Source organism: Candidatus Abyssobacteria bacterium SURF_5, assembly GCA_003598085.1.
GTDB lineage: Bacteria > Abyssobacteria > SURF-5 > SURF-5 > SURF-5 > SURF-5.
The window spans coordinates 40,246-66,414 of sequence record QZKU01000053.1 but is presented as its reverse complement, the minus strand read 5'-3'; the positions used below and the strand labels follow the sequence as shown (position 1 = coordinate 66,414).

Sequence of the window (26,169 nt, the reverse complement as noted above, 5' to 3'; positions counted from 1 at the left end):
TAGAGCCCGAGGCGGATGCGGCGAGAGCGGCAGTGTTTCATGCTGAAACGTATCAGATGTTTACTGTTTTGCCGCTAAACAATGATGGGATGCGAAAGAAGGGATCTGATTCCTCTCCTTACGGGAGAGCGATGTTGCCGCTGGCGTCGGTCTTGATCAGCCAGAGGTCACTTGAACCGGCTCCATAGGACGATGTGGTCCCTGCGGCTACGTAGCCCCCGTCGGTGGTCAGGACACTTTCTCCACTGTCAGAAGGCGCGCCTCCGAAGGTTTGCATCCAGGTAACGCTGTCAGTCTTTAAGAAACTCCACACCTCATCGCTGGTAACGATGTTGCTAGGCGGATCGGCCAAATCGACGCCGCGGACGCGCCAGTAGAGGGTTTTGTCGGAAGGGACCTTGTTCCATATCGGGTCAGGCATTGTCCAGCTTCTGTCGCCGATGAGCTGATGCAGGTTCTCGTAGGTAGAGTAGTAGGTGGTAAAGCCGGGCGAAACGCTTACATCCACCGCGAATGCATTATCGGTTCCGCCGTCGGCGGTCCAAGTGAATGTCGGTGCAGAAGCCAAGGTGGAAGCGTTTGCGGGGGACTGCAGATTAATTTGAGTCAGATCGCCGATGAATCCGTTCACGTCCACCTGACAGTATTCCCAGCTTTGGTACCACTGTAAAGGATTCGTGCAGGGGCCGTCGGTTACGGTTGCGGCTGCGCTCATTTCTTGATCGGCGCTCTTGTCCCATATCCTGAAAGTAAGGAGATCGCCCGGCTCGGCGCCCTCGTCTGTGTCCGTGACCGGGTCATCCCCGTAAACGGTTATGTTATACCAGGCCACCTCCAGTGCGGCGGCTGCGCCGCACAGGACCCCGTCAGGATCGAAAACTCCGACTTCGTCGCCTATCGCTCCGTCTGCTCCTTCAATATGAAGATGACCATAGTAATAGGCGGCGTATGATGAAGTAGTTGAGCCGGTGAAATGCTCGATCGCCGCTAACGTCGTTGAATTGATTAATAAAGACAGAAAACTCACGGTGGATAAAACCCGCGTAAGCATTTGAATTCTGCTTGTGACGCAACACCTCATGATTCCCCTCCTCTGATCTTTTCCTGATTAAGCGAGAGGGGGAAAGTTCGCCCCATTTGTGCGAATCATATGAAACACGCCGTGGACAAGAAAGGCGAATGGGTTTATCCTTTGGGTTAAGCGAGTTTTCGCAGGCCGGACGCGTCTCCGGGCTCCCCTTCGTGCCAGAGAAATGTTAGAAAGATTTGAACATGCACATGGCGTATTTGTCAAGAAAAAAAATTTCGAAGGGATGTTTACGTGATGCTTTACTGATTACTCCAAGCTTAACTGAAGAATGCGGAAAGGATCGCTTCTGATACAGGACAAGCAAGAGGTCCTTCGCTTAGGCTCAGGATGACGGCCTTGAGTGGTCGAATCAAGATTGGGTATTACAGAATGGCTCGCGAGTGAAGAACAATCCTTATCGGATCAGATGCGGACGGATCAGGAAACCGTGACTGCCCATTTTTGAAGCTGTTCGCCACATACGTGTTCCCTGTTGTTCCCTGTGAGGGTTCATTGACTTGAGCGCTGAGGTTCTGCTAGACTAAAAAATGATTCAAGCCGCCCCGAGCGCCGCTTGCTGGAGCACATGTTTCCTGAGCAGAGTGGGTCGACCATTGCCGGTATTTCCCCCGATGAAAATCCAGACTAGTGCAGGGGGAAGAAACGTGACCGCCCCCTGAGCTTCGGGAGGGCGTAAGGGACGGCGAGGGAAGATGACTTTTGCGCGCGCTTGAGCTCCGACATGGGTAACGAAAAATACGATGCCGTTTTTTTAGACGCCGGCTATACGCTGTTCACGGCGAAGCCGTCTCCGTCGAAGCATTATCATCGCGTGTGCGTGCGTCATGGCGCCGACATAACGCTCAAGCAGGTGATCGATGCGATGCGGGCGGTCTGGGTCGAGCAGGTAATTCCCGAGATGAATGATCCCGGCGCCGATTTTGTCTGTTCGGATGAGGAAGACCGCGAATGGTGGTGGAACTACGATCGAGCCGTCTTCAAACGGCTGAATATTCCGGAGGAGAAGCATCGGATCGTCTTTGAAGATATCTACAGTTTTTTTGGCAATGCCTCGGCGTGGGAATTGTATCCGGACACGCTCGAGTCACTGGAGAAATTGAAAGGTTCCACTTTCTCGCTCGGAATCGTTTCCAACTGGAATTCGAGTTTGAAGAAAATCGTCGAGGGCCTGAAGCTCACGCATTATTTCGATTTCATTCTGTCATCGGCCGAGGCGGGCTGGAAGAAGCCGTCGCCGAAGATATTCCAGATGGCTCTGAAGATCGCGGATGTGGATCGGTCTCGCGTGGTCCATATCGGCGACACATATCAGACCGATGTTTTGGGTGCTCGAAACGCCGGCATCCGGGGCATCATGCTCGACCGTCGCGGGGGAACGCATCAGGACCACGAGGTGATCACGGGTCTGCTGGAAGCGCATTCTCTGCTTGTTGTATGATAACCGCACCTGTGCCGCCGGGCGCTCAGCGGCGGGATGCGGGCTGAAACAGACCAAATGGGGGAGCAATGAAGAAGATTGTTGAAAACTATCAGATCCTGGGCGTGATCGGAAACCCGCAGGAGAGCAGGGTCTTCCTGGTCGAGGACATAGGGAGCAAACAGAAGTTTGCGCTGAAGGCGTTGCCGATGGACTTCTTCAACAGCGAGCGCGAATACAAGAGTTTCAGCCAGGAATTTGAGAGGGTCGTCCAGTTCAGATCGCCCAACATTGTCAAGTATCACAAGCTGATCGGCAAATATACGGAATCGTTCTTGCTGACTGAATACGTCGAAGGCATCAATTTAAGAGGATATGTTGAGAACCAGATTCACCCGTTCCCCGACCTTCTGCACGTGGCGCTTCAGATCATGAAGGGGATACAATATCTCCACGTGTCAAAGATTCTGCATCAGAACCTGAAAGCGAGCAACATTCTGCTCGACGACAACCTCAACGTCAAGCTGTCCGATTTTTATTTTTCGAAACTCTTTAATCGGTGGCGCAAGCGGCGGGGCTACACGAGCGTGGAGTCGGTCAGGTACTTTTCGCCGGAACAGGTGAAAGAGAAAAGGGTGGACGAGCGCAGCGATATTTACTCTCTGGGGGTGGTGCTCTTCTATCTGTTCAGCCGCGTCATGCCGATCCGCGGGACCTCGGTGGCGGAGATCATGCACAAGCACCTCCGGATGAACGTGGTCGAGGTTCCCTCAACGATCAACCCGCAGGTGCCCGCCGACATCAGCCGAGTAGTCATGAAAATGCTCGAGAAAAAGCCGCGCAAACGCTTTTCTTCGCTTTCAGAGTTAATCCTCGACCTGACCAGAATGCAGCAGAGGCAGCAGCAGAAGCAGGCTAATATTTAGTATGTTTGCCAGTGTCCTCCTCGCCGCCCAACAACTTGATTATCATACCCTCCTGACGTATCTGCGGCCGCCCAAGCCAAGCGCAGCCACATTGTGGTGGATGCTGGCTGCGATCATTGGTGCGGTATGCGCCTTTTCCGCTTTCGAACTGATTTCACGCCGCATCCGCACCGCCAGGATCATGCAAAAGAGCCGCGACGACTTCAGCCGGTTGGCGCTCGTTTTCCAGTTGGCCCCCGAGGAAGTCAAGCAACTGAAGACGCTGGTGAAGCTCGGGCAGATAAAGCATCCCGACCGCCTGCTGGTTTCATTCGAGTTCTTCAATAGTCGTCTTGAAGAAATGGGCCCGAATGCCTCGCGGCAACTCACCGAGTCGGACGTGCAGGAGCTGAGGATCATCCGCAACAAGATTTTCTTCGGCGAAAGAATGAAGCTGCCGCCGGTTCGCACGACGCGTGACTTGAAAACGAATCAATGGCTGCACCTGAAGCGGCAGTCAGACGGCAAAGTGTTCATGGCGCCGGTGGTTGAGGCGGCTCCGACGGGCCTGCTTGCGGTGACGCCCAAGGCCCAGGGAAAATACGTTCATTTCGAGCCGGGGGAAAAATTCAATATCTACTTTTGGCGCGACCGCGACGCCAGCTACCACTTTGAGTCGCAGGTCATCAGCCAGTCGGGCGGCCGCCAGTTGATCACCAGATTTGAGCACGTGGACGATATTGAGCGCAACCAGCGGAGGCAGTATCACCGTGTGGACACCAATATTCCGGTCACCGTTATTCCGGTTACGCGAGAGGAGCTCGAGGGCTCAGGCCCGAAGAAGTTGAAGTGGGACCAGCCCTCTCTCTCGGGTCATGTAATCAATCTTAGCGGCGCCGGGCTGGCTCTTGCAATGCGGCTTCCCCTCAAGGCGAACGACCTTGTTTACATCGAACTGCCTGCCGAGGATGATGGATGTCTGCCCGTCATCGCCAAAATTTTGGCGGTCAACCGGCGTGGGACTACGGGCGAATTCATCATGAACGTTGAGTTTGCCGGCATGAGCCCGGATACGCACGAAAAGATTTTCCGGCTCATCTATTCAAAGGCGAAGCAAAAGTTGCCCGCCGGCGTCTGAACATAGGCAAATCTTATTGACAGTGCGAAAGCGGTGTGCTACACTTTGCACGAAGCAAAGGGCTGCAACCCTCACCATAATTGACCCGCAGAGCTTGATACGTCTGCAATAAGAGATCCTCAAACCAACACAGCCGCGTTTCAAGCGTCCCCCTGATTTCCGAAGTCCCCGCAGGCTCTGTGCCGGTTGCTCACGCTTTTTGATTGCAGCGAGGGGAAGAAGTGACATGGATTGGATTAACAAGTTGATTGATGCCGTGAGACGGCTGAAATATGAAACACCGGCCGAGAGGATCGAGAAAATCACGGAACTCCTTTTGGAAGGCAAGATTGCAGGCGCCCTGAACCTTGCGGAAGACGATATCGAAATCCTCTACACGAGCGGGTCGACCCTTAACAAACAGGGGAATCGCCAGTTGGCGGAGAAGGTATTCCAAAGGGTTGCTCAGTTATCTCCCGCCGATGTCGAGGAATGGGCTATGAAGGGGATAGCATTGAGAAACCTGGGGCGGTACCGCGAGGCCATTTATTGCTGCGACATGATCATCTCGAAGGAACCTGAAAATGCGGGAGCATGGTCGAATAAGGGAGTTGCGCTCGGCAAGTTGGGGAAGAATGAAGAAGCCATCGCCTGTTACGATCGCGCGCTCGGAATCGATCCGGACCATGCCGGCGCGTGGTCGAACAAGGGAGTGATCCTCGCCAAGCTCGGCAACTATCAGGAAGCAATTACGTGTTACGACAACGCTATCGCAATCGAGCCGAACCGCTCGGAGGTGTGGTCGAATAAGGGAGCGGCGCTCGAAAAAATAGGAGAGCACGCTGAGGCGATGAAATGCTATGATAAGGCGGTTAAGCTAAATCAGCATCAAGCCGAGGCATGGTATAACATGGGCGCAACCCTTGCATCGGTCGGGAAGCATCGGGAAGCAATCACCTGCTACAGTCGCGCGCTCGAGCTCGATCCCAAGAACAACGATGCCTGGTACAAGAAAGGGGTTTCACTCGAGAAACTCGGTCGTCGAAAGGAAGCGGCGACTTCCTTCAGCAAGGCCGTCAAATGCGAAATCGACCTCCCCCAGCGAAAAATCTGACATGACTGAGCGCGCTGCCGTCTGATGCCGCTGCGCGTGCCGAGTCTTGCTTCCTTAGGGATGCGGCCGATCCCCTCTGAAGCGCAAATGTTCCCACCGCTTATGCTGTTCCCAACCCGGCGTAAAGAGGCTCTCCGATTTCTCAAGCCACATTGACGAAAGCATTGGGATTTTGTTAAAATTAAAAGTGCTTAACAAGCATCTCCGCTGTTTCACCAGTTCAATCTTTTTCATTATTTTCACTGAGTTTGGAGGCGGAAGCCGAGCCGGGGGAGAGGAATGCGACACGTTTTGGCAATGCTGCTTGTCGGCGGCAAGGGTGAACGACTGTATCCTCTTACCCTTGAGAGGGCAAAGCCCGCGGTCCCCTTTGGGGGCATTTACCGGCTCATCGACTTCACGTTGAGCAACAGCGTGAACTCCGGGTTGCGCCGCGTCTACATTCTCACGCAGTACAAATCAGATTCGCTCAACCAGCACGTGAGAAACGGCTGGAGCATTTTCCATCATGAGTTCGGCGAGTTCATCGAGTTGATTCCCGCACAGCAGCGAGTGGGAAAGGAATGGTATCTGGGGACTTCGGACGCAGTTTACCAGAACCTGCACCTCGTGGAACATGGGTCGACCACACGCGTCCTGATTCTCTCCGGCGATCACATTTACAAGATGGATTATGCGAAGATGCTGGATTTTCATGAATCGAAAGGGGCCGACATGACAGTCGGTGCGCTGGAGGTCGACCGGCGGGAGGCGCATCGATTTGGGGTTCTGCAGGTTGATACTGACGACCGCGTGATCGGTTTCGAGGAGAAACCTGCCGAACCGAAGTCGCCTCCGGGCAAGGAGAATATCTGCTTCGGTTCGATGGGCATTTACATTTTCAACAAGGACGCGCTTATTGATGTTTTGGGAGGAGCTTCGAAGGAGCGACGCCTGCGCGATTTTGGGAAAGATGTAATCCCGCCGATGCTCGATTCGTTCAAGGTTTACGCTTACAACTTCATTGATGAGAACAAGAAGGAAGCGCAGTATTGGAAGGATGTGGGCACCATTGACGCCTATTATGAGGCGAACATGGATCTGGTTTCGGTCAGTCCGATTTTCAATTTGTATGATCCGGAATGGCCGATCCGGACGTACCAGTCTCAGAATCCGCCGGCCAAGTTCATTTTCGCGCAGGAATACGAGGGCGGGCGCCTTGGCGTCGCGCTCGATTCGATGGTGTGCGGCGGCTGCATCATCAGCGGAGGGAAAGTACGCCGCTCAATCCTCTCGCCGCGCGTCCGAATTAACAGTTTTGCAAATGTTGAAGATTCCATCCTGTTCGAGGGGGTTGACGTCGGTCGGTACAGCCGCATCAGGAGAGCTATTATCGACAAATACGTTAAGATTCCCCCGCGCATGGACATTGGATATGATTTGGAAGAAGACAAGAAACAGTTTACGGTGACCGACTCGGGAATCGTTGTAATATCGAAAGCCATGAAAATCGAGCCTCCGCCGCTCAAGATTCCGGTAACGGTTACGGTGAAAAGAGTAAGATCAGAGAAGGATATTTGAAGTTTCATGAAAATACTGCTTGCTTCAAGCGAAATGGTTCCCTACTCGAAAACCGGCGGTCTTGCCGATGTGGCGGGAGCGCTTTCAAAGGCATTGAGCAAACTGGGTCATGAAGTATGGGCGGTCGTTCCGTACTATAGAACAACCAGGGAAAAACATCCTGAAATTGAGGATATTGACACGACGTTCTCCGTTCCCATTTCAGATCGAGAGGAATTTGGCGAGATATTCAAGGCCACTCTCGCCGGGAACGCGCACGTTTACTTCATTGGGAAAGCGGCTTATTTCGACCGCGACCAGTTGTATGGGACTCCGAAAGGTGATTATCCCGACAACGCCGAGCGCTTCATTTTCTTTTCGAAGGCCGTCCTCGAGTTATGCAATGTTCTTGATTTTGAGCCCGATGTTATTCACTGCAATGATTGGCAGACCGGACTGGTTCCGATCTTCTTGAACAGCGTGTTGCGCGGCGAACCGAATTTCCGGTCGGTTGCTTCGCTGTTCACGATTCACAACATCGGATATCAGGGGCTGTTCTGGCATCTCGATATGCATTTGACCAACCTTCCGTGGGATATATTCAATCCCGAGGGAATCGAGTACTACGGCAAGATCAATTTTTTGAAGGCAGGTATTGTAGGCGCGGAAGTCGTGAATACGGTAAGCACCCGCTATGCGAATGAAATTCAGACGAAGGAATTCGGCTGCGGGATGGAAGGCATTTTGCGCAAGCGCTCCGACCGGCTTTACGGCGTGTTGAACGGGGTGGACTACGACGAATGGCGTCCGGAGACCGACAAGTATATCGCGGCGCCTTACAGTTCAAAGGATTTGAGCGGCAAAGCCAGATGCAAGCGAGACCTGCTCGAGCAATACGGCTTGCCGCCCATTGATGATGCGCCGCTTCTGGGCATCATCTCGCGCCTGGCCGATCAGAAGGGCTTTGACATTCTCACTCCGGTGATCGATCAGATTGTTGAGGAAGATTTTCAACTTGTGGTTCTCGGGACGGGCGAGGAGCGATACCATAAATTGTTCGAGGAAATTGCGCGGAAGTACCCGCAGCGGGTCGGCGTGAAACTCGCTTTTTCCAACGAACTCGCCCACAAGATCGAGGCGGGCGCCGACATTTTCCTGATGCCGTCCCGCTACGAACCCTGCGGGCTGAACCAGATGTACAGCCTCAAATATGGAACGGTCCCGCTGGTGCGCGCCACCGGCGGATTGGATGATACGATCATTGATTATCCAAGCAATCGCTCGACAGCCGGCAACGGCTTCAAATTCGAAGAGTACACCTCCGAGGCTCTGCTGGAGAAACTGAAGGAGGCCCGCGGTTTTTACCGGAACAAACAAGAATGGGAACGCATCATGATTAATGGAATGGCCTGTGATTTCTCATGGGACGCCTCGGCCAGGAAGTATGAAGAGTTATATAAGAAAGCTATTACATATAAAAGGGGATGAAGGGGCCGCTGTGAATCATCCAGTTGCCGGCGGGCGTGTGTTCCTGTCGGCGGCAGCGCAAGCAGGTGGATCGCGCGCTGATTGCCAATGGGCGCGAAACGTCGCGTGGACGAGAGCGTTTTCGGGCGGACTGGCTGCTTGACCGGCTCTTAGGAGGAGAATTAACTAATGCCGGAATTACGTAAGGACCCGGTCGTTGGCCGGTGGGTAATCATAGCAACCGAGCGCGGGAAACGGCCGACCGATTTTAATCCGGAACCGGTTCAAAACGACACGGGATTCTGCCCGTTCTGCGAAGGCCATGAAGATAAGACTCCGCCCGAGATCCTTGCATATCGAGGCAATCATCACGCCGCCAACGGGCCGGGGTGGGAGATCCGCGTCGTCCCCAACAAGTTCCCTGCCCTGCGCATTGAAGGAGAAATGGGCAAGGCCGGAGTTGGCATGTACGACAAGATGAACGGCATCGGTGCACACGAAGTGATCATCGAGACGCCGGACCATTTCCGGAAGATGCACATGCACACGCGCGAGAGCCTCTCGAAGGTGTTCCAGGCATACAAGGACCGCCTGATAGATCTCAACAAGGACAACCGGCTCAAATACATCCTGATTTTCAAGAACGAAGGGCGCCAGGCAGGCGCCTCGCTGAGTCATCCGCATTCGCAGCTTATTGCGACACCTATCACTCCGAAACGTGTTAAAGAGGAGCTGATAGGCGCGAAGGATTATTTCAACTATAAGGATCGTTGTGTATTCTGCGACATCATCAGAGAGGAGATATCTCAGGAGATCAGGATCATCTATGAGAACCGCAGCTTCATAAGCTTTTGTCCATTTGCCTCCCGGTTTCCGTTCGAGATATGGGTGCTCCCGAAGCGGCACAGCCCCGATTTTTACAACATTGACCATGAAGAACTGTTGTCGCTGAGCGATGCGGTAATCGGCGTCATGCAGAAACTGGCGCTGGCGCTCAACACGCCGCAGTACAATTTTGTGTTGCACACCGGGCCGGTGCGCTGGGCGCGCATGGGATATTGGGTAACACTCGACGTGGATTACCACTGGCATATCGAAATCATGCCGAAGCTCACCCACGTCGCCGGTTTCGAGTGGGGAACCGGCTTTTATATCAATCCCACCATTCCTGAGGAGGCCGCGAGGTTCTTACGGGAGATTCAGATTTGAGTTCCGCCTCTGTGGCTTTTCTCTGGCACATGCACCAGCCGTTTTATCTTGACCGCATGACCGGAGAAGTCACCATGCCGTGGGTACGCCTGCACGCGATCAAGGGGTACTACGACATGGTGTCGCTGCTGGACGAGTTTCCGAAGATCAAGGCGACATTCAACCTTGTTCCCTCGCTGATTTCCCAATTGCTCGCGCTACTCTCGAACCGCTCGAAGGACCTTCATTACCAATACACGCTGGTACCCGCCGACGAGCTGACACTCGACCAGAGGAAATTCATCCTGCGGGAGTTCTTCCAGGCGAATTGGGACAACATGATTCGGCCGCACCGCCGGTACTGGGAATTGATGAATGAGCGCGGGCTGCACCTGCCGCCCGGTCCGGTCGCCGACACGACGGCGGCCAAGTTTAACACGAACGCATATCGCGACATGCAGGTATGGTTTAATCTGGCGTGGTTCGGGTACAGAGCACGGGAAAAGCATCCGGCCCTGGCCGAATTCATTCGCAAGGGCGGTTACTTTTCGGAAGAGGACAAGCAGGAGGTGCTCTCGCTCCAGATGCAGGTCATCGGCGAGTTGGTTCCGCTGTACCGGCGCATGCAGGAAGCGGGGCAGGTGGAGCTAACCACCAGCCCGTTTTACCATCCGATTCTGCCGCTGCTGTGCGATTCCGAGTTTGCATGGCGCTCGATGCCGGGGGCGAAGCTGCCAGACCGGTTTACACATCCGGAAGATGCCCGCGCACAGATACAAAAAGCGGTCTCGTTTCATACCGAACTGTTCGGCCGGCCCCCGCGCGGAATGTGGCCGTCGGAGGGATCGGTTTGTCCTGAAATTATACCGATGGCGAGCGAGGCCGGAATCAGGTGGATGGCGACGGACGAGGCGATTCTCGCGCATACGCTGCAGGCGTGGAACATCTATGACCACCTCTACCAGCCCTACCGCGCGCGCAACGGCGAGTCCGGAATGAACATTGTGTTCAGGGATCGCGGCCTGTCGGACCTGATTTCGTTCGGATATTCGCGGAACAACCCGGCGGATGCCAGCAGCGATCTGGTGAATCGTCTTCATTCGATCGCGAACCACCATTGGCGGCCGGACCGGCAACCGCTGGTTTCCATCATTCTAGACGGGGAGAACGCCTGGGAGTACTATCCATGCGGCGGGCGGGAATTCCTCTCGCGGCTCTATGAGAAATTGAGCGCAGACGAATCGCTCTCGACGGTGACTTTCGGCGATTTTCTCGAGCAGCATCCGCCGCAACAGACGCTTGATAATCTGTACTCAGGCTCATGGATCGGGCACAACTTCGATATCTGGATCGGCGAGCCGGAAGAAAACAATGCCTGGGATTGCATCAATCGCACCAGACGCTTTCTTTCTCGCATGAAAAAATCGGACACAGAGGCGCGCCTGCAGGAGGCATGGGAGTCATTGTATGCGGCGGAAGGGAGCGACTGGTTCTGGTGGTATGGCCCGGACTTTTCCACTGACAATGACGCGGAATTCGACCGGCTCTTCCGATCGCACCTGCAGAATGTCTATAAGGCGTTGAACGAGGAGATTCCCCACGACCTTTTGTTGCCGCTCCTGCTCGAGAGAAGGCCGGCGGTGGGGAGTGAGCCGGTTTCGCTGATCAAGCCGAAGATCAACGGGCGCGTTTCGGATTACTTCGAGTGGAAAGGCGCGGGGTACTATGAATGCGCCCGAGGCGACAAGGCGATCGCCCTCGGCTGCAGGTACGTGACGCACGTTTATTATGGATTCGATCTGCAAAACCTGTACCTGCGTTTCGATCTCGATACCAGCAGCGAGATCCGGCCGGAAGACGCCGGTATCCGGCTCCACGTCCTGTTCAACAGCGGCCAGTTTCAGCGACTTTCGCTGCCGCTGTATCTCAATCTCGCGGCGGAGAAGAAATTCTTCCTCGAGCGTCTTGTCGACGGCGGCCTGTTCCACAAAATACGGGATTATGACACTGTCGCCCTGGACAAGATCCTCGAACTCGCGGTCCCGTTTGAAGACCTGGGATTCCGGCCGGGACAGGAGGTCGAATTTTTCACCAGCCTGAAGAACGACAAGATTGAAATCATTCGCCTGCCCCGCGAGAGCACGCTGAAGTTTACGGTGCCTCACGAGAATTTTGACAGCGAAATGTGGATGGTGTGACAGGGGAGCGTCGACTGGAGGAAAGGCCTCTTTAACAAGCGCGCGCACATGTGAACCCGATCTAAGGGGAGGTCCTATGGAAGCCGGTATCAGCTTGATGTTCGGGATTCACTCGCACCAACCCATTGGCAATTTCGATCATGTTTTCAGAAAAGCATTCCAGCGGTGTTATCATCCTTTCCTCAGGGCCTTATCCGAGCATCCAGGTATTCGGTCATCTCTCCATTTCTCCGGCTGTTTACTCGAGTGGATCGAGGCGAATGAACCCGCATATATCGACCTGATCGCGCGCATGGCCGAGCGCGGCCAAATTGAACTGCTCAGCGGCGGATTCTACGAGCCGATTCTGCCGGTCATCCCGCTTCAGGATGCGATCGGGCAAATCCGGATGATGAATGACTACATTCGCCGCCGGTTCGGCCAAAGAGCGCGCGGCTTGTGGCTTGCAGAGCGCGTGTGGGAGCCGCATCTGCCGTCGGTCATAGCCGAAGCGGGGCTTGACTACACCCTTCTTGACGATACTCATTTCATTTATGCGGGGCTCAGACCGGAGCACTTATTCGGGTATTATTTTGTCGAGAACTCTGGCGCCAAGACAGCGGTTTTTCCTATTGACAAGACGTTGCGGTACTACATCCCCTTCAAACTGCCGGAAGACACGATATCCCATTTGCGCCGGCTTTGTCTTGAGGGCGCCCCGAAAGGGATCACCTATGGCGATGACGCCGAGAAGTTCGGCGTCTGGCCTGAAACGTACAAATGGGTTTACGAGGAGAAATATCTCGAGCGGCTGTTTTCTCAGATCGAGGAGAACGCCGATTGGATCAAGATGCCGACATTCTCCGAGTTCATTGATTCCTCAGCTCCGGCGGGCAGAGTATATCTTCCCGCCGCCTCTTATGAGGAGATGATGGAGTGGTCGATGCCGGTAGAGGCTGGAATCAGGTACCAGGAGATGGTCGAAAGGCTGAAGAAGGAAGGCTCCTATCCTGCATACAGGCCCTTCATTCGCGGCGGATTCTGGCGCAATTACCTGGTCAAGTATCCCGAAGCGAACCGCATGCACAAGAAGATGATCGTGGTGAGCAGGAAAGTGAACCGGTTAACCGGCAAGCGCGCCGCCGAGGCGAAACGCGAATTATGGCGCGGGCAATGCAACTGCCCGTACTGGCATGGCCTGTTCGGCGGCCTGTACCTGAATTATCTCAGGCACGCGAATTATCATCACCTGCTCCAGGCAGAACGGATAGCGGAGAATCCTGGCGACGACAGCGACGTGCAGTTCGAGCGGATCGATTACGACTGCGACGGCTTCAAGGAGTTGCTGATTACAAATCCCGGCTATGCGGTTTATATAAGCCCGGCCTATGGCGGCTCGGTTGCCGAGATCGATTACCGGCCGAAGTTTTTCAATGTCACCGACGTGATGAGCCGGCATCCGGAAGCTTACCACCGAAAAATAGTCGGAGCGCCATCGGCCGAATCGGGCTCCGGCGCGGTACGATCGATTCACGATCTTGTCCGCGCGAAGGAAAGGGGATTGGAGACCCTGCTTCATTACGATGTATATGATCGGCGCAATTTTCAGGACCATTTCCTGCATCCTGAGACAGGCATTGCGGATTTTGCGGGGGCCGCCTATCGGGAAGAGGGCGATTTTATCGATCAACCCTACGAGTTTGCCGGCAAGCGCAGCCTGCAAAAGAAGCTGGCGCTCACATTTAAGCGAAATGGTCGTCTGTTGAGGTCGAATGGCAGGATTCAGCTATCGGTGGAAAAACGATATACAATTAGCTCTGAGGCAGGGATTGAAACAGAATATCTTATCAGGTGTGGAGAGATCCCTGCGGGGCGCACGACCTTTGCGGTCGAGATGAACCTCACGCTTTTGGCGGGCGATGCGGACGATCGGTATTATGAGGTAGCGGGTCGCAGGATTGGCAGCAACCGCATGAACAGCACCAATGAACTGGACGATGTGCCGGCCGTCAAAATGGTGGATCGGTGGATGGGTGTGATTATTATTCTGGAATTCAAGCCGGCCGCCGATGTGTGGTGGTTTCCGATCGAGACTGTTTCCCAATCGGAGGCGGGTTTCGAGAGGACCTACCAGGGTTCATGCATTGTTGCGGTATGGCCGCTGACGTTGGAGGCGGGCCACGAAGTCGAGCGGGCGGTAAACCTGAGAGTTGAAGAAGTCTAGATAGGGGAGGTGACATGCCGATGGCAAAGAAAGCGTATACCGTTATCGTGGTTGGACCCGGCGCCATCGGATGCCTTTTTGGAGGGATCATACGGGAGGCGGGCCATGAGGTGGTTATGCTCGATCATGAACCTTTGCGGGCCGAGAAGATTGACCGCGACGGCATTCGCATTGAGGGGATTTCAGGCAATCGTACGATAAAGGTACGCGCCACCGCTCGTCCGGTCGAGTTGCCGGATTCGGATCTGGTTATTATTGCGACGAAGTCGTATGACACCGAAAAGGCAATCCTTGATGTTGCGGGCGCGGTGGGCCCGAATACGCCGGTCTTAACTCTGCAAAACGGTTTGGGAAACGTCGAAATGATCAGTCGCACCGTCGGGAGCGACAAAACCATCGGCGGCATCACGTCGCAGGGAGCGACGCTGGTCGGGCCGGGTTCCATCATCCATGCCGGGACCGGGAAGACGGTCATCGGGACTCCTGCAAATCGGCCGACGGCATATCTTGAAAAAACGAAAGCGATTTTGGAATCAGCCGGATTCGAACCGCAGATCTCGTTCAATCTCGAGGCGACGATCTGGGGCAAGCTCATCATCAATGTCGGCATCAACGCACTGACGGCGATCCTGAGGGTGCATAATGGACGATTGCTTGATTTCGAGGGGAGCCGCCGGATCATGAGACAGGCGGTCGAGGAAGCGGTTGCGGTATGCCGGGCAAAGAACATTCAACCGGCGCATGAGAACCCGCTTGCTCAAGTTGAGGAAGTGTGCCGGCTCACGGCCAGGAACGTTTCTTCGATGCTGCAGGACGTAGTCGCAAAGAGAAGGACCGAGATTGACGCGATCAATGGAGCGGTGGCATGGCTGGGGGGCGGAGTCGGCATCGACACGCCGACCAATGAATTGCTTACCTTGCTCGTGCACGCGATCGAGCAAAGCTACGATGTGCGGTTAAATCAATAGGTTATGTGCGCGTGCTTCAAGACTTGCCGGCGCACGCGCGCCGGATGAATTCGATGATGTCTCTTGTAGTGGCGCCGGGGCCAAAGAGAGCTGCAACCCCGGATTTGAGAAGCTCTTCCTGGTCTTCCTCAGGAATGATCCCGCCGCCGATGAGGATGATATTCTGAGCCCCTTGGGCGGCAAGAAGGTTCTGCACTTTCCGAAACAGCGTCATGTGGGCGCCCGAAAGCACCGACAGGCCGATAACGTCCACATCCTCCTGAATCGCCGTCTCGACCACCATTTCCGGCGTCTGGTGCAGTCCGGAATAGATCACTTCCATGCCCGCATCCCGCAGCGCCGCGGCCACCACTTTCACTCCGCGATCATGCCCGTCCAACCCCGGCTTCGCAACCAGCACGCGTATCTTTCTTTCCGATTCCGGCATGTGCTCCAGTTCCGAATAAAATAAGGTCAGGATGATAAGGGAATATAGCAGATTTTGGTTGCTTTGTCAAAAGAAAAGCCTTCTGTCAAAATCTTAAAATATTTTCTTTCCCGTTTCCTTTTATTGACAAATTTTTCACTTGATGATAACATTTCGCCAAATCTATCATTTGTTGAGGCGAAACATTATTAATCAAAGGAGGGGCTGTATGAGATTCGCCAGGATGATTCTATCATTTCTCTTGATTCTTTTTTTTCTTCCGGCGGCCGCGTTCGGCGGTTGCCCGATCAGTATCCCTGAGATACTGAGTTCTGTCGAAACCGGCAACGCCTGGGACGTCGCAGTGGCGGGAAATTATGCTTATCTGACGGACCGGGATGCGGGGCTGTTTGTTGTTAACATTGAGGATTCGGCGTCGCCTGCCACCGTGGGTACACTTGGGACGCCGGATGAGGCGCTTGGGATAGTGGTCCAGGGGGAATATGCCTATATTGCCAACGCCTCTGCCGGTCTGCAGATCGTTGATATTTCGGCGCCTTCAGACCCACAGATAGTCGGTTCTATTGTGATGCCGGGCTCACCCGCAGTAGCCGATGATGTCGCCGTGTCCGGTTCCTATGCATATGTGGCCAACTTGTATCAAGGGCTGGAGATAGTCGACGTATCCAATCCGGTTTCGCCCACTCTGGTGAAGTCGGTGAGTTTGCCGCAATACTCAGCATCGGTTGCGGTCTCGGGCTCATGTGCATATGTGGCATGCAGGTTGAGCGGATTAGAGATCGTCGATGTTTCCGACCCCTTGACAGCTCATGTTGTTGGGGTCGCCAGTATTCCGGGAGCAAACGATGTTTGTTTGTCGGGTGCGTATGCATACCTGACGGACGACGCCGGTTTACGAGTTGTCGATGTATCGGATCCTGCCCATCCTGTGCTGGTGGGTTCAATTGAAACCCCCGGCTTTGCGTCCGGTGTATATGTATCGGATCCATATGCTTACGTTGCAGACAGTTTCCTGCACCTGCAGATTCTGGATGTATCCGATCCCACGTCGCCGGCTCAAATTGGATCGTCAAACACTTCGAGTTTTGCGGAAAATGTAATAGTATCCGGTTCTGTAGCTTACGTCGCCTGCAGTTGGGGAGGATTGGATCTCATCGATGTGTCGGCTCCATCTTCTCCCTTCGTGGTCGGCTCGCAGAGTTTTCCTGATATGAGCAGTGACGTCGTCATTAACGGGAACTACGCCGTCATAGCCTCGTCATTTACGCTTGTGATAGAAGATGTATCTGATGCCGCCAATCCCATTACCGTTGGATGGATCTCCTTGCCTGCGCCCTCAACCGGTGTGGCCGTTTCCGGTTCCTACGCGTACGTTGCCGATTATGATTGGGGGATGCTGGTGGTTGATATTTCGGACCCATCGGCGCCTGACGGCGCCGGCATGCTGGCGACACCCGGTCCGGCGGCGGCGATAACGACAGCGGGTGATTATGCGTACATAGCCTGCGAGGGGGCGGGTTTAGTGGTTGCCGATATTTCCGATCCGGTGGCCCCGCAGCTAGCGGCTGTAGTGGATACGCCGGGGATTGCGAGCGGCGTGACCATGGCAGGTTCCCTGGTTTACGTCGCCGATCAGGCATATGGCATGCACATAATCGACGTCTCGAACCCGCTCTCTCCGGTGATGATGGGTTCTGTCGAGACACCCGGACTGGCGCTCGATATTGCGATTTCCGGGTCGACCGCATATGTGGCCGATCTTTTCTCAGGAGTTGCGGTCATCGACATTTCCGATCCGGCCTCCCCTATTTTCCTGCATTCTCTGGAGATAGGGGCTTACGCGACAGATATAGCCGTCCTTGGATCGCAGGCGTACGTTCTAAATTACGGGGATCTGATATTTTTGGACATAAGCGATCCTGTGCTTCCCGTTTCTTTAGGATCGCTTGGCTTGGGTGATGAGCTTTATGGAATTGCCATTACGCCTCAATATCTTTATGTTACCGGCTTCGGTTATCTGCGAATCGTGGAACTGTGCAAAAACCCGATCCTTGAGACGATCACTCTTCTTGCGCCTGCGAACAACGCGGTTCTCCCCGCGGCTCCAACTTTCTCGTGGATTGTGGATGGGGGTTCGCGAAATGCTTTTTCGGTCGAATTTGCGGTTTCGCCGGGCGGCCGGATATGGTCGACCTTTGAGGATCTTCATCTGGTCATAACGGAGAACTTCTGGACAATGCCCGCTGCCATATGGAACCGGATTCCTTCCGGCATCTGGATATACTGGAGGGTCCAGGGGACGGACCGGGATCAGACCGCTCATGTGATCATACCGAGCGAGGAAGTGTGGCGATTCCGGAAGGAATAACTTCGAGGCCGGAGAGAGTGTCGGACGATCGCGGCCGGTTCTTGCTTTGGGGACAGGAAGCCTGTCCGAAGGTTGATTCGGGCGGTTTCGTTGCGATGGGGACGGCCCCGAATCTACGGCCGAAAAGACGCGGCCCGTAATTCTTGGGACAGTCCCATCGCTATCGTCGTGGAAGGGGGGGATGCTGTTCGATCATCAAGCGCTGGCTCTTGCTTGGGGGACAGGCCCCGTTCTAGAATCCAAGAAGGCGTGGATTCCGTAAATGGAGCCAGTTCCCTTCGCTGGGCTCGTGGCCCTTCACTCTCGTGCAGGCGGATGATCCCGCCGGAAAATGATTGACATCCGCCTGCACGAGTTCATATAATTTTTGAAACTGCAGACATTCCTAACATCCTCAGGAGAGAGAGCTATGCCGGGTTTTGATGTATTCAAAGGGCTGAGTAAATCGGAAATCAACAGCATTATCGACCTGGGGATGATCCGCCCAATCGACAAGGGAAAGTTGTTGTTTAAGAAGGGCGACGTCGCCCATGAGATGTTCATCCTGATCAAAGGGAAAATAGACATCATTGACGAATACGATACACATAAGAAAGTGTTGGCCGAGCTTGGTGCGGGTGAGATTTTTGGGGAAATGGCGATGTTTGGGAGGCATATCCGGTCAGCCCATGCGCTGGTGAGGGAGCCGTCACAGGTGCTCGTGCTGAGTGAAGACGTGCTGAACAAGATGCTTGAGAAGAAAATACCGAAAGGCTTCTTGACCAATATTATCGGTGTTCTCTGCCACCGCCTCCGCCTGACGAACATGATGTACATGAAGGCGAAGTACGGCGAATCATATCCGAAAGAGGTCGAGTGGATGGGTTGAAAAGAACCGGCTAAGACCTTTGGGCCGGCAGGAGGATGATGTTTGGCCCGATGCGCGCGGCCTCTTCGTATTCCGTTTGAAGCCATTCGTCAATGGCGGGCTGTCGCCGGCGAGGGTTGTAAGCGGCTTCCTCTCGCATGATGACTACGGCGGGGGGTGACGCCCGCAACTGTTCGAGAGCTTTCGCCTGTAATCTGGCGGGTATTGCATAGGCTGTCTGACAAAACATGGTGGAGTTTTGGCGGCCGCTGAGGAAGTAGTAGATGCCCTGGTTCGAGAAATCGAAAACCGGATCATCGGGCTGAGTATGTTGGTTAATAAAGGCAACTGTTTCTTCGATATCCTTAGCCTGTTGCGCGGGAACCTTGATTCCACCGCTTCGTTCTATATTCAATTCGACAAATCCCGGCATTCCTGACTGTTTCCATCTCGCCAAGTGATACCGTTGCTGCAGTGCGCCTCCGTTGCGGCACGTGGCCCAGAAGTAGAGGGCAAATCCCACAATAACAAGGATTGCGGCAGTTCGGGAAAAAAGAAGGCGCCGGTATCGAAAAGCAGATTGCGCGTTCACCTCTTCATTCTTCAGTCCTCCTGCTCGGCTCAGAAAGCAGACGCCCAATATCCAAAACGGCGCGACAGCGTACATCAGGTGCCCTTCATCCGCGCGCCCCAGCGCCGACGGGTAGAAAACGATTCCCATGAGCAGGACGAGAGCGATGGGGAGGTCTTTCTTGTGGAGCGAGCGGGAACGCAATACCGGCAGCAATGCGATCAGGGTGATGACATAGACGAGCGCCGGGAAGTACCACTTGATGAAAACATAAAAAGTTCTATTACGGACTGTGGCATTTTCAAAAGGACCGAGCAGCGATGCGGCAGACGGCGGCGCAATTCCCCATGTCTCCTGCTGATACCGGAGTTGCAGGTAGATGTTGCTGAAGAAATCATCGAGCAGCCCATGCCCCAGGAGATAGAGGAGAAACGGAAGACTGGCCGCGATTGCGCCCGCGAGAAAAACAACAATTGACTTTCCGAAGTCTGAAGCGGAACGGGACCTGTCGCCGATAGAACAGGCGGCAAGAAATAAGATACCTATCACAAAGGCATAAACGCCGGTGTCGAGGCTGTAAAAGATAGCTGCACCGGCCAGTGCTCCCGCAATCAAAAGAAATCTTCGCCGACCTCGGACGGCGGACATGAGCAATGCGAAGCTGAGGAAGGGCAGCAGGTGGCGATCGGTGATCAGAACATCTGCAAGCGCGAGCAGAAGTAATATGGGCAGAATCCACACTTTCTTCTCGAATAGCGAATAGAGGAGCAGGTACACCCCGATCCAGGCTATGGGAACAAGAAGGCCGCTTGCGCCATAGGAAAGCCTTCGGTGTGCGGCCACGGACTCGCCAAAAAGGAGGAAAGCAAGCTGTGCTCGAAAGGCATTGACACCCCACCCGTGCTGCAGGTATACGTCGCGGAACGGCAGTTTCCCGTGCGAGATTTCAAATGCAGGCGCGAGCGCCTCGCCTTCGTGAAACAGGTCGACCGGCCCGTGCACGTTCGGGGAGTAGAGGACGAGAAACAGCAGAGCAGGGATTATAAGAAAAAACAAGAGCGGCCGCAGAAAGCGAGATGTAGACGAACTGTGCACTTCTGACCGACCGTCGTCCCGGCCAGGCGTTTGCGGAAGTACTTCCTGATTAGAGGAGAAGGTGCTCATACCCTTCTTCTTCCAGCATCCGCCGATATTTTTCATAGATGGGCTTGGTTATCGGGATAAGCTTGAGCGCCTTGGCGAAATTGCCCCTGGTCTTGATACGGCCCGTGGCGACGGCAACGGGCACATTCTCTTTTCCCTGGAAGTACTTATTTGCGACATCCGATTTCATTTTCATCTCGACTTCAGATTCCCAGTCGCACTCCTCATCGCCCCAAACCCACTTGAGGAAATGTCCTTTCCGGGCGGCTTTCTCGTCAGCGAAAGTCGCGTTGAGCACGAGTCCCATGTCGGTGAACTCCCACCGTTGCGGCACGCGCGCGACGGCAAGTTTGGGGCCGACCTTCGGATCGGTGCTCATGATGGTGAACAGCTTATCCATCACTTCCTTGAATTCTTTCTTGCTCTTGAACGTTGCCTTTGTCATATTCCCCTCCCGCATCCTCTCACTTTTTTCCGTCGGGGCCGAAAAGGTATTCGTTGATGAGCAGCAATCCTTGTATATCATAGACGTCGGTATCGAAGAACGGTACAATGCGGACCGATGCTTGCGAATCAATGCTGTCGGTCAAGCTGCGGATATTTTCCTGGTCGATGGCGGCGAGATTGCGGAAATTCTGCAGGTTCTCCGCCAGGTCTTCGGCAACCGTTTGCATCGCCTTCCTCTCATCCTCGTTTCTGGCCAGCGCGGCGACTACCCTTCGCGCGAGGCGCCGAACGTCCGCCTCTTTGACGTTTTCGGCGGAAAAGTCATTGTGCACCTTGTTGATGATGAGACCGCAAAAAGGCATTTCGTACTCGATCAGCTTGTCGTGGAAATAGATGGCTTCCTCGATGGTGAGGTCTTCCGGACTGGTGACCAGAACGAATGCGGTCACCCGATCGTGCAGCAGGTCGTAGACCGCCTCGGCACGCTCTTTAAAGCCGTCGTACAAGCCTTCGAATGCGATGAAGAAATCGGAAACTATTTTGAGGGCGGTGATGCCGGTGACTCTCTCGAGTGTTCGCAGGATAACGGAAGTTCCGCGCTGGAACAGGCGGATGCCTGCGCGTCCCGCCGAAAAATATGGTTTGAGAAACCATTTGAGGATGCGGCCGTCGAGGAAATCGGTGAGGCGTCTGGGCGCATCGAGAAAATCGAGCGCGTGTTTGGTGGGCGGGGTATCGAGGACAATGAGATCGTAGTCGCCTTCCGAATAGATCTCGTAGAGTTTTTCCATCGCCATGTATTCCTGCGAGCCGACGAAGGTATCTGAAATACTTCTATAGAGCGGATTCGACAGGATTTTCTCCCGCATGTCGGGGTTCAGGGAGAATCTCGCGATGAGATCGTCGAAGGTGCGCTTCGTGTCGAGCATCATCGCATACAATTCGCCTTTCGGTCGAATGCCGGCCTCAACGAACTTGTGCGGAGGGATTTTGCGCTCCTCGTTTCCCAATTCGGGCAAGCCGAGCGAATTCGCAAGGCGTTTCGCAGGATCGATCGTGAGCACGATCGTTTTTCTACCTTTGATGGCGGCGTGCATGGCGATTGCCGCCGCGGTCGTCGTCTTGCCGACTCCGCCGCTGCCGCAGCAAATGATGATCTCGCGCCGGTCGACCAGTTCGTCCAGTTCCATCCTACTCCCCGCCATCTTTCTGAAGCGCCCGCACCAGGTGTGAGCTCACCTCATCGATCAGATTGAAATCGAATGCTTTTGTGAAGACAAAGGGGATCCTTAGACAATCGTATTTGAGCTGCCGCTTGAGTCTGGTGATATAAAACTCATTCAGTTGTCTTCGCCGGTTTGCGGCCTCATAGCAGGTGAACATCATGCCGGCCGCTTCCTGTTCCTCGCGCGACAGTTTTCTGCGGCTGTTGGCTCCCGCCCGCTGCTTCATTGCCTCGAACACTTTCAGGTTCTTTTTCTTCAGCACCTGCGGAAAGACCGAGTTGATGATGATGTACCCGATCGGGATACCCAGCAGCCGGTCAACACTCTGACACAGCTCCACCGTCTCGTTCACCGGCATCTCCTCGGGAAGCGTGACAATGTTAAGCAGAGTGCGTTCCGGATCGGTAAGGAGGTCGATAATGCGTTCCGCCTGTTTGCGGACCCATCCCATTTTCACTAATTCGGCGGCCGCGAAGGGAACGCGGAGGAACTGCACCCCGTGACCGGTCGCAGGCGCATCCACGACGATAAGGTCATAGATCGGCCGGCCGCCCCGTCCGGTCTCGTCCTCGAGCAGCATCACTTTCCCCAGCGTCACGAACTCCTTCAGGCCGGGGGCGGCGGCGGCAAAGTACTTGTAAATTTGGCTGTTGATTATCTGTCTCGCCACCGCTTTCGGTTTCACCTGCACTTCGACGAACTCATTGAGGGCCAGGTCCGGCAGGAGATTCTTGACATGAATATTCGGATATACGGCTGCGCCTTCGTATCCGACGTTGGCATGGCCGAAGAGGCGCGAGATGCGCTCCTTCTCGTCCATCTCAACGACCAGCACCTTTTTGCCCATTCTTGACGCAGTAAGGGCGAACGAGGCACAGACAGTGCTCTTGCCGACGCCGCCCTTTCCCGAGATCAGCAACAGGCGTTTTTCGAAGATTTTTGTGTTCATTATTATCTTATGTTTCATGTTTTTCGTTCAGAGCGCGGCGCACCTGAGAGAAAACCTGTCCGGAGAACAGCAATGCCACATGTCCGACGTTTTTCACCATAGCGTTCTTGTAGGGCTCCGGCAGCATCGCGTTCTGCGGCGGAAGAACAATATTATCAAATTCCGACCAAATCGCAACCATATTCACCGAACCGGCGGGGGCGGCGGCGTTGAATTCTTCAATAAAGGGGGCATTTGGGCAGAACTGGCTGGCGGTTCTGAACAGGCTCAAGACGGCGGTTTTCGTGCCGCAATGCGGCGCGCCGATCGTTATCGCGTTTTCAACAAATCGCGCTCCGCCCAGGCGCTCAATATAATATCGAATCACCAATCCGCCCATGCTGTGCCCGACAAGATCCACTTTCTCGGCGCCCGTCATCTCGAGCGCGGCTGTTACCTCACGCGATAACATTTCGGCGAATTGCGAGATGGGAGCTGATGCCGGGCGAAAGTTGGGGATAAACACGTTATGCCGGCCGGCTCTCCTGAGTCGCCAGCCGAGCCACAGCAGGTTTGAGCGATTGGCCATATAGCCGTGGCACAGGATGAGCGGGCGCTCGCCGGGCACAAGCCGATTTCGGGAGTACGCGCTCGTGAAGTAGCCAAACGGATAAAGGAGTGCGCATGCGAATGCCGCGGCCGCTTCTCCGATCACCCCGAGGAATCTTTCACGCGGATCAGTTCCGGCAAAGCTGAAATTGGGGGGCGGCGTATTCAGGATCTCATAGCGCCGGATGATATAAGAACCGGAGACCGATGCAAGAATAAGAAAAGAACCCGCCGTTGCGAGCGTGGCGCTTATCATTGCCAACAAGACGCCCAGCAGGACGAGAGCACTGATTTTCAGGAGTTTCCGGATGCTTTGCATCGAGAAATGCCGGGCGTTCCTCAGGTTCGAGAGACAAAGAGTTCGTAGTCGCTGTAGTTGGTTACCAGTTTCGCCATGCTCCGCTGAATTTCACTTCGCACTTCGTCCGGGGTCGAAAATGTGAGCAGGCGGTGAGCCATGTTCTTGACATCCCCGAACGAGATCGAGCGAATCAGTTTTTTTACTTCAGGAATGATGGTTGCGGCCATGCTGAACTTCCTTATGCCGAACCCCAGCAGCACGAGCGCCAGCGGCAGATCGCCTGCGATTTCGCCGCAGATGCTGAGTTCTACTCCCGCGCGTTCGGACGCATCAATGATCGATTTGAGCATGCGCAGCACGGCCGGGTGGGTGGGCTCGTACAAGTGCGCGATGCGCTCGTTTACCCGGTCGATCGCCAGCATGTACTGGATCAGATCATTCGAGCCGATGCTGAAAAAATCCACTTCCGGCGCCAGCAGGTCGGCGATGATGCCGGCCGACGGCGTCTCAATCATAACGCCGACGGGTGTGTTTTCATTGAAGGCGGCGCCCTCGGCGCGCAGTTCCTGCTTCACCTCGTCGAGAATCTGCTTTGCCTGCCTCAGCTCATTGAGACCCGTGATCATCGGGAAGAGCAACTTCACGTTTCCGGCCGCGCCGGCGCGCAGGATAGCCCTGAGCTGAGGCTTGAAGATTTCAGGGTGGTTGAGACATAACCTGATGGCGCGGCACCCCATGAAGGGATTTGCTTCATGATAGGGGAAATGTCCCGGGACCTTGTCGCCGCCGAGGTCCAGTGTGCGGATGATGACGCTGTTGGGGGCAACCGCTTTCACGACTTTGGCATATGCCTCGACCTGCTCGTCTTCGTCTGGCGGAAGCGTTCTGTTCAGATACAGAAACTCACTGCGCAAAAGGCCGACGCCTTCGGCGCCGTGCTCCATCGCCCGCTCGACTTCCTCGGGCAAATCGATGTTGGCGGAAAGGACGACCGTAACCCCATCGAGCGTCTGCGCCGGCAGATGTCGCAACTGCGCGAGGAGCCGTTCCGATTCAAGGACGCGTTCCCTCCGCATCTGATACTCGTTGAGGGTCTGTTCGTCGGGATCGATAATGGCTATTCCGTGCTGGCCGTCGATAATGAGGACGTCGTCGTTACGCACCTGTGCCGTGATATTTTGCAGGCCGACCACGGCCGGAATGCCAAGCGCCTTGGCCATGATAGATGCATGCGAAGTCCGTCCGCCGAAATCGGTGGCGAAGGCGAGCACGTTGCGTCGATCCATGCTGGCGGTCTCGGCCGGAGTCAGGTTGCGCGTGATGAGGATGGCCTTTTCCCGAAGATTCGCAAGCGTCCGCCGTTCCTTCCCGAGAAGCTTCCTGAGGATGCGACCGCTAACATCCTGAATATCATGGACTCTTTGCCGGAAATACTCATCATCCACCGAATTGAATTTTTCCTCGAGGGCCTGGACAGTTCGGGCAAAGACGTGTTCGGCGTTCTTGCGTTCTCTGCGGATGTGTTCAATGGTTTCCCCCATCAGCAGCACGTCTTCCAGCAGATGGACGTGGGTGTCGAATATCTCGGCGAGTCCGGGCTCGTTCGAGTCCTGCCCGAATTGCCTTTTGATCGAGAGGATTTCCTGCTTGCTTTCAGATATTGCCTGCTGAAATCTTTCAATCTCGCGTTCCACTTCGTCTTCCGAGAGGTCGCGCGAGATGATCTGAAATCCCTCACTGGAAATGACGAACGCCTTTCCGATCACTATACCGGGGGATGCCCCTATACCGTTTAACTTTTTCACGTAACCACCTGCGGATTCTCACCAAGACATTCCTGGAACATGCGCTCGACAAGATCGAGCACTTCTTCGGCGTCGTCGCCTTCTGCGGTGATGAGCAATTCGGTCCCTTTCACCGCCGCAAGCGTGAGCACGCCGATGATGCTCTTGGCATTCACCCTGTAATCGTCTTTCTCGATAAAAACGTCTGAGCTGTATTTATTGAGCTCGGTGACAAGATTCTTAGCCGGCCGGGCATGCAGGCCAACTTCGTTTCGGACGATTACCTTTCGTTTGAGGATTTTGTTTTCCGGT

General features: G+C 54.7%; 21 protein-coding genes. 12 read left to right on the top strand and 9 right to left on the bottom strand.

Features of this window, described 5'->3' with window-relative positions; all coding sequences use genetic code 11:
* Positions 1-118: 118 nt before the first annotated feature.
* On the bottom strand, positions 119-1,081 hold the full coding sequence (locus C4520_07490; protein RJP22860.1) for a hypothetical protein: 963 nt from the start codon (positions 1,079-1,081) through the stop codon (positions 119-121).
* A 730-nt stretch (positions 1,082-1,811) separates the two neighbouring features.
* On the opposite strand from C4520_07490, the gene C4520_07485 reads away from it, so the two are divergent.
* The 10 genes from C4520_07485 (at position 1,812) to C4520_07440 (ending at position 15,206) form a co-directional block, all read left to right on the top strand.
* The gene (locus C4520_07485) at positions 1,812-2,528 is read left to right on the top strand and encodes an HAD family hydrolase (GenBank protein RJP22859.1); all 717 of its coding nucleotides are present in this window, start codon (positions 1,812-1,814) and stop codon (positions 2,526-2,528) included.
* Positions 2,529-2,596: 68 nt separating this feature from the next.
* Positions 2,597-3,433, top strand: a complete 837-nt coding sequence (locus C4520_07480) for a serine/threonine protein kinase (protein RJP22858.1) — start codon at positions 2,597-2,599, stop codon at positions 3,431-3,433.
* A 1-nt stretch (position 3,434) separates the two neighbouring features.
* Positions 3,435-4,550, top strand: coding sequence for a flagellar brake protein (locus C4520_07475; protein ID RJP22857.1), 1,116 nt, complete (start codon positions 3,435-3,437; stop codon positions 4,548-4,550).
* A gap of 226 nt (positions 4,551-4,776) precedes the next feature.
* Positions 4,777-5,643 (top strand): tetratricopeptide repeat protein, encoded by an 867-nt coding sequence (locus tag C4520_07470; protein RJP22856.1) that lies wholly within the window; start codon positions 4,777-4,779, stop codon positions 5,641-5,643.
* Positions 5,644-5,922: 279 nt separating this feature from the next.
* Entirely contained in the window at positions 5,923-7,203 is a 1,281-nt protein-coding gene (gene glgC, locus C4520_07465) for a glucose-1-phosphate adenylyltransferase (protein RJP22855.1), read from the top strand.
* A gap of 6 nt (positions 7,204-7,209) precedes the next feature.
* Positions 7,210-8,670 (top strand): glycogen synthase GlgA, encoded by a 1,461-nt coding sequence (gene glgA / locus C4520_07460; protein RJP22854.1) that lies wholly within the window; start codon positions 7,210-7,212, stop codon positions 8,668-8,670.
* A 168-nt stretch (positions 8,671-8,838) separates the two neighbouring features.
* Positions 8,839-9,858 (top strand): DUF4931 domain-containing protein, encoded by a 1,020-nt coding sequence (locus C4520_07455; GenBank protein RJP22853.1) that lies wholly within the window; start codon positions 8,839-8,841, stop codon positions 9,856-9,858.
* Positions 9,855-12,035, top strand: a complete 2,181-nt coding sequence (locus C4520_07450; GenBank protein ID RJP22852.1) for a hypothetical protein — start codon at positions 9,855-9,857, stop codon at positions 12,033-12,035. Before C4520_07455 ends, C4520_07450 begins: the two co-directional genes overlap by 4 nt.
* A gap of 76 nt (positions 12,036-12,111) precedes the next feature.
* On the top strand, positions 12,112-14,238 hold the full coding sequence (locus C4520_07445; GenBank protein RJP22851.1) for a DUF1926 domain-containing protein: 2,127 nt from the start codon (positions 12,112-12,114) through the stop codon (positions 14,236-14,238).
* Between the two features lie 20 nt (positions 14,239-14,258).
* Positions 14,259-15,206 carry a 2-dehydropantoate 2-reductase gene (locus C4520_07440; protein RJP22906.1) on the top strand — a complete coding sequence of 316 codons (948 nt, stop codon included), beginning with the start codon at positions 14,259-14,261 and terminating at the stop codon, positions 15,204-15,206.
* A gap of 16 nt (positions 15,207-15,222) precedes the next feature.
* On the opposite strand, the gene C4520_07435 is transcribed toward C4520_07440, so the two are convergent.
* On the bottom strand, positions 15,223-15,633 hold the full coding sequence (locus C4520_07435) for a cobalamin B12-binding domain-containing protein (protein RJP22850.1): 411 nt from the start codon (positions 15,631-15,633) through the stop codon (positions 15,223-15,225).
* A gap of 142 nt (positions 15,634-15,775) precedes the next feature.
* Between C4520_07435 and C4520_07430 the strand changes: the two genes are divergently transcribed.
* Positions 15,776-18,001 carry a hypothetical protein gene (locus C4520_07430; protein RJP22849.1) on the top strand — a complete coding sequence of 742 codons (2,226 nt, stop codon included), beginning with the start codon at positions 15,776-15,778 and terminating at the stop codon, positions 17,999-18,001.
* A 409-nt stretch (positions 18,002-18,410) separates the two neighbouring features.
* Positions 18,411-18,869: a cyclic nucleotide-binding domain-containing protein gene (locus tag C4520_07425; GenBank protein ID RJP22848.1), complete on the top strand. Its 459-nt coding sequence runs from the start codon at positions 18,411-18,413 to the stop codon at positions 18,867-18,869.
* Between the two features lie 10 nt (positions 18,870-18,879).
* Here the strand turns inward: C4520_07425 and C4520_07420 are convergent, their stop codons facing one another.
* Genes C4520_07420 through C4520_07390 form a run of 7 tightly spaced genes read right to left on the bottom strand, consistent with a single transcriptional unit; the run spans position 18,880 to position 26,156 of the window.
* Positions 18,880-20,583: a hypothetical protein gene (locus tag C4520_07420; GenBank protein ID RJP22847.1), complete on the bottom strand. Its 1,704-nt coding sequence runs from the start codon at positions 20,581-20,583 to the stop codon at positions 18,880-18,882.
* The gene (locus tag C4520_07415; GenBank protein ID RJP22846.1) at positions 20,564-21,022 is read right to left on the bottom strand and encodes a hypothetical protein; all 459 of its coding nucleotides are present in this window, start codon (positions 21,020-21,022) and stop codon (positions 20,564-20,566) included. Before C4520_07415 ends, C4520_07420 begins: the two co-directional genes overlap by 20 nt.
* A 4-nt stretch (positions 21,023-21,026) precedes the next feature.
* Positions 21,027-22,199, bottom strand: coding sequence for an ArsA family ATPase (locus C4520_07410; GenBank protein RJP22845.1), 1,173 nt, complete (start codon positions 22,197-22,199; stop codon positions 21,027-21,029).
* 1 nt (position 22,200) lies between these two features.
* A complete protein-coding gene (locus tag C4520_07405; protein RJP22844.1) occupies positions 22,201-23,202 on the bottom strand; it encodes a hypothetical protein in 1,002 nt (333 codons plus the stop codon).
* The gene (locus tag C4520_07400; protein RJP22843.1) at positions 23,192-24,091 is read right to left on the bottom strand and encodes an alpha/beta fold hydrolase; all 900 of its coding nucleotides are present in this window, start codon (positions 24,089-24,091) and stop codon (positions 23,192-23,194) included. The genes C4520_07405 and C4520_07400 overlap by 11 nt, the downstream gene beginning before the upstream one ends.
* Before the next feature lie 20 nt (positions 24,092-24,111).
* Positions 24,112-25,878 carry a phosphoenolpyruvate--protein phosphotransferase gene (gene ptsP, locus C4520_07395; protein ID RJP22842.1) on the bottom strand — a complete coding sequence of 589 codons (1,767 nt, stop codon included), beginning with the start codon at positions 25,876-25,878 and terminating at the stop codon, positions 24,112-24,114.
* The gene (locus tag C4520_07390) at positions 25,875-26,156 is read right to left on the bottom strand and encodes an HPr family phosphocarrier protein (GenBank protein RJP22905.1); all 282 of its coding nucleotides are present in this window, start codon (positions 26,154-26,156) and stop codon (positions 25,875-25,877) included. Before C4520_07390 ends, ptsP begins: the two co-directional genes overlap by 4 nt.
* Positions 26,157-26,169 lie beyond the last annotated feature (13 nt).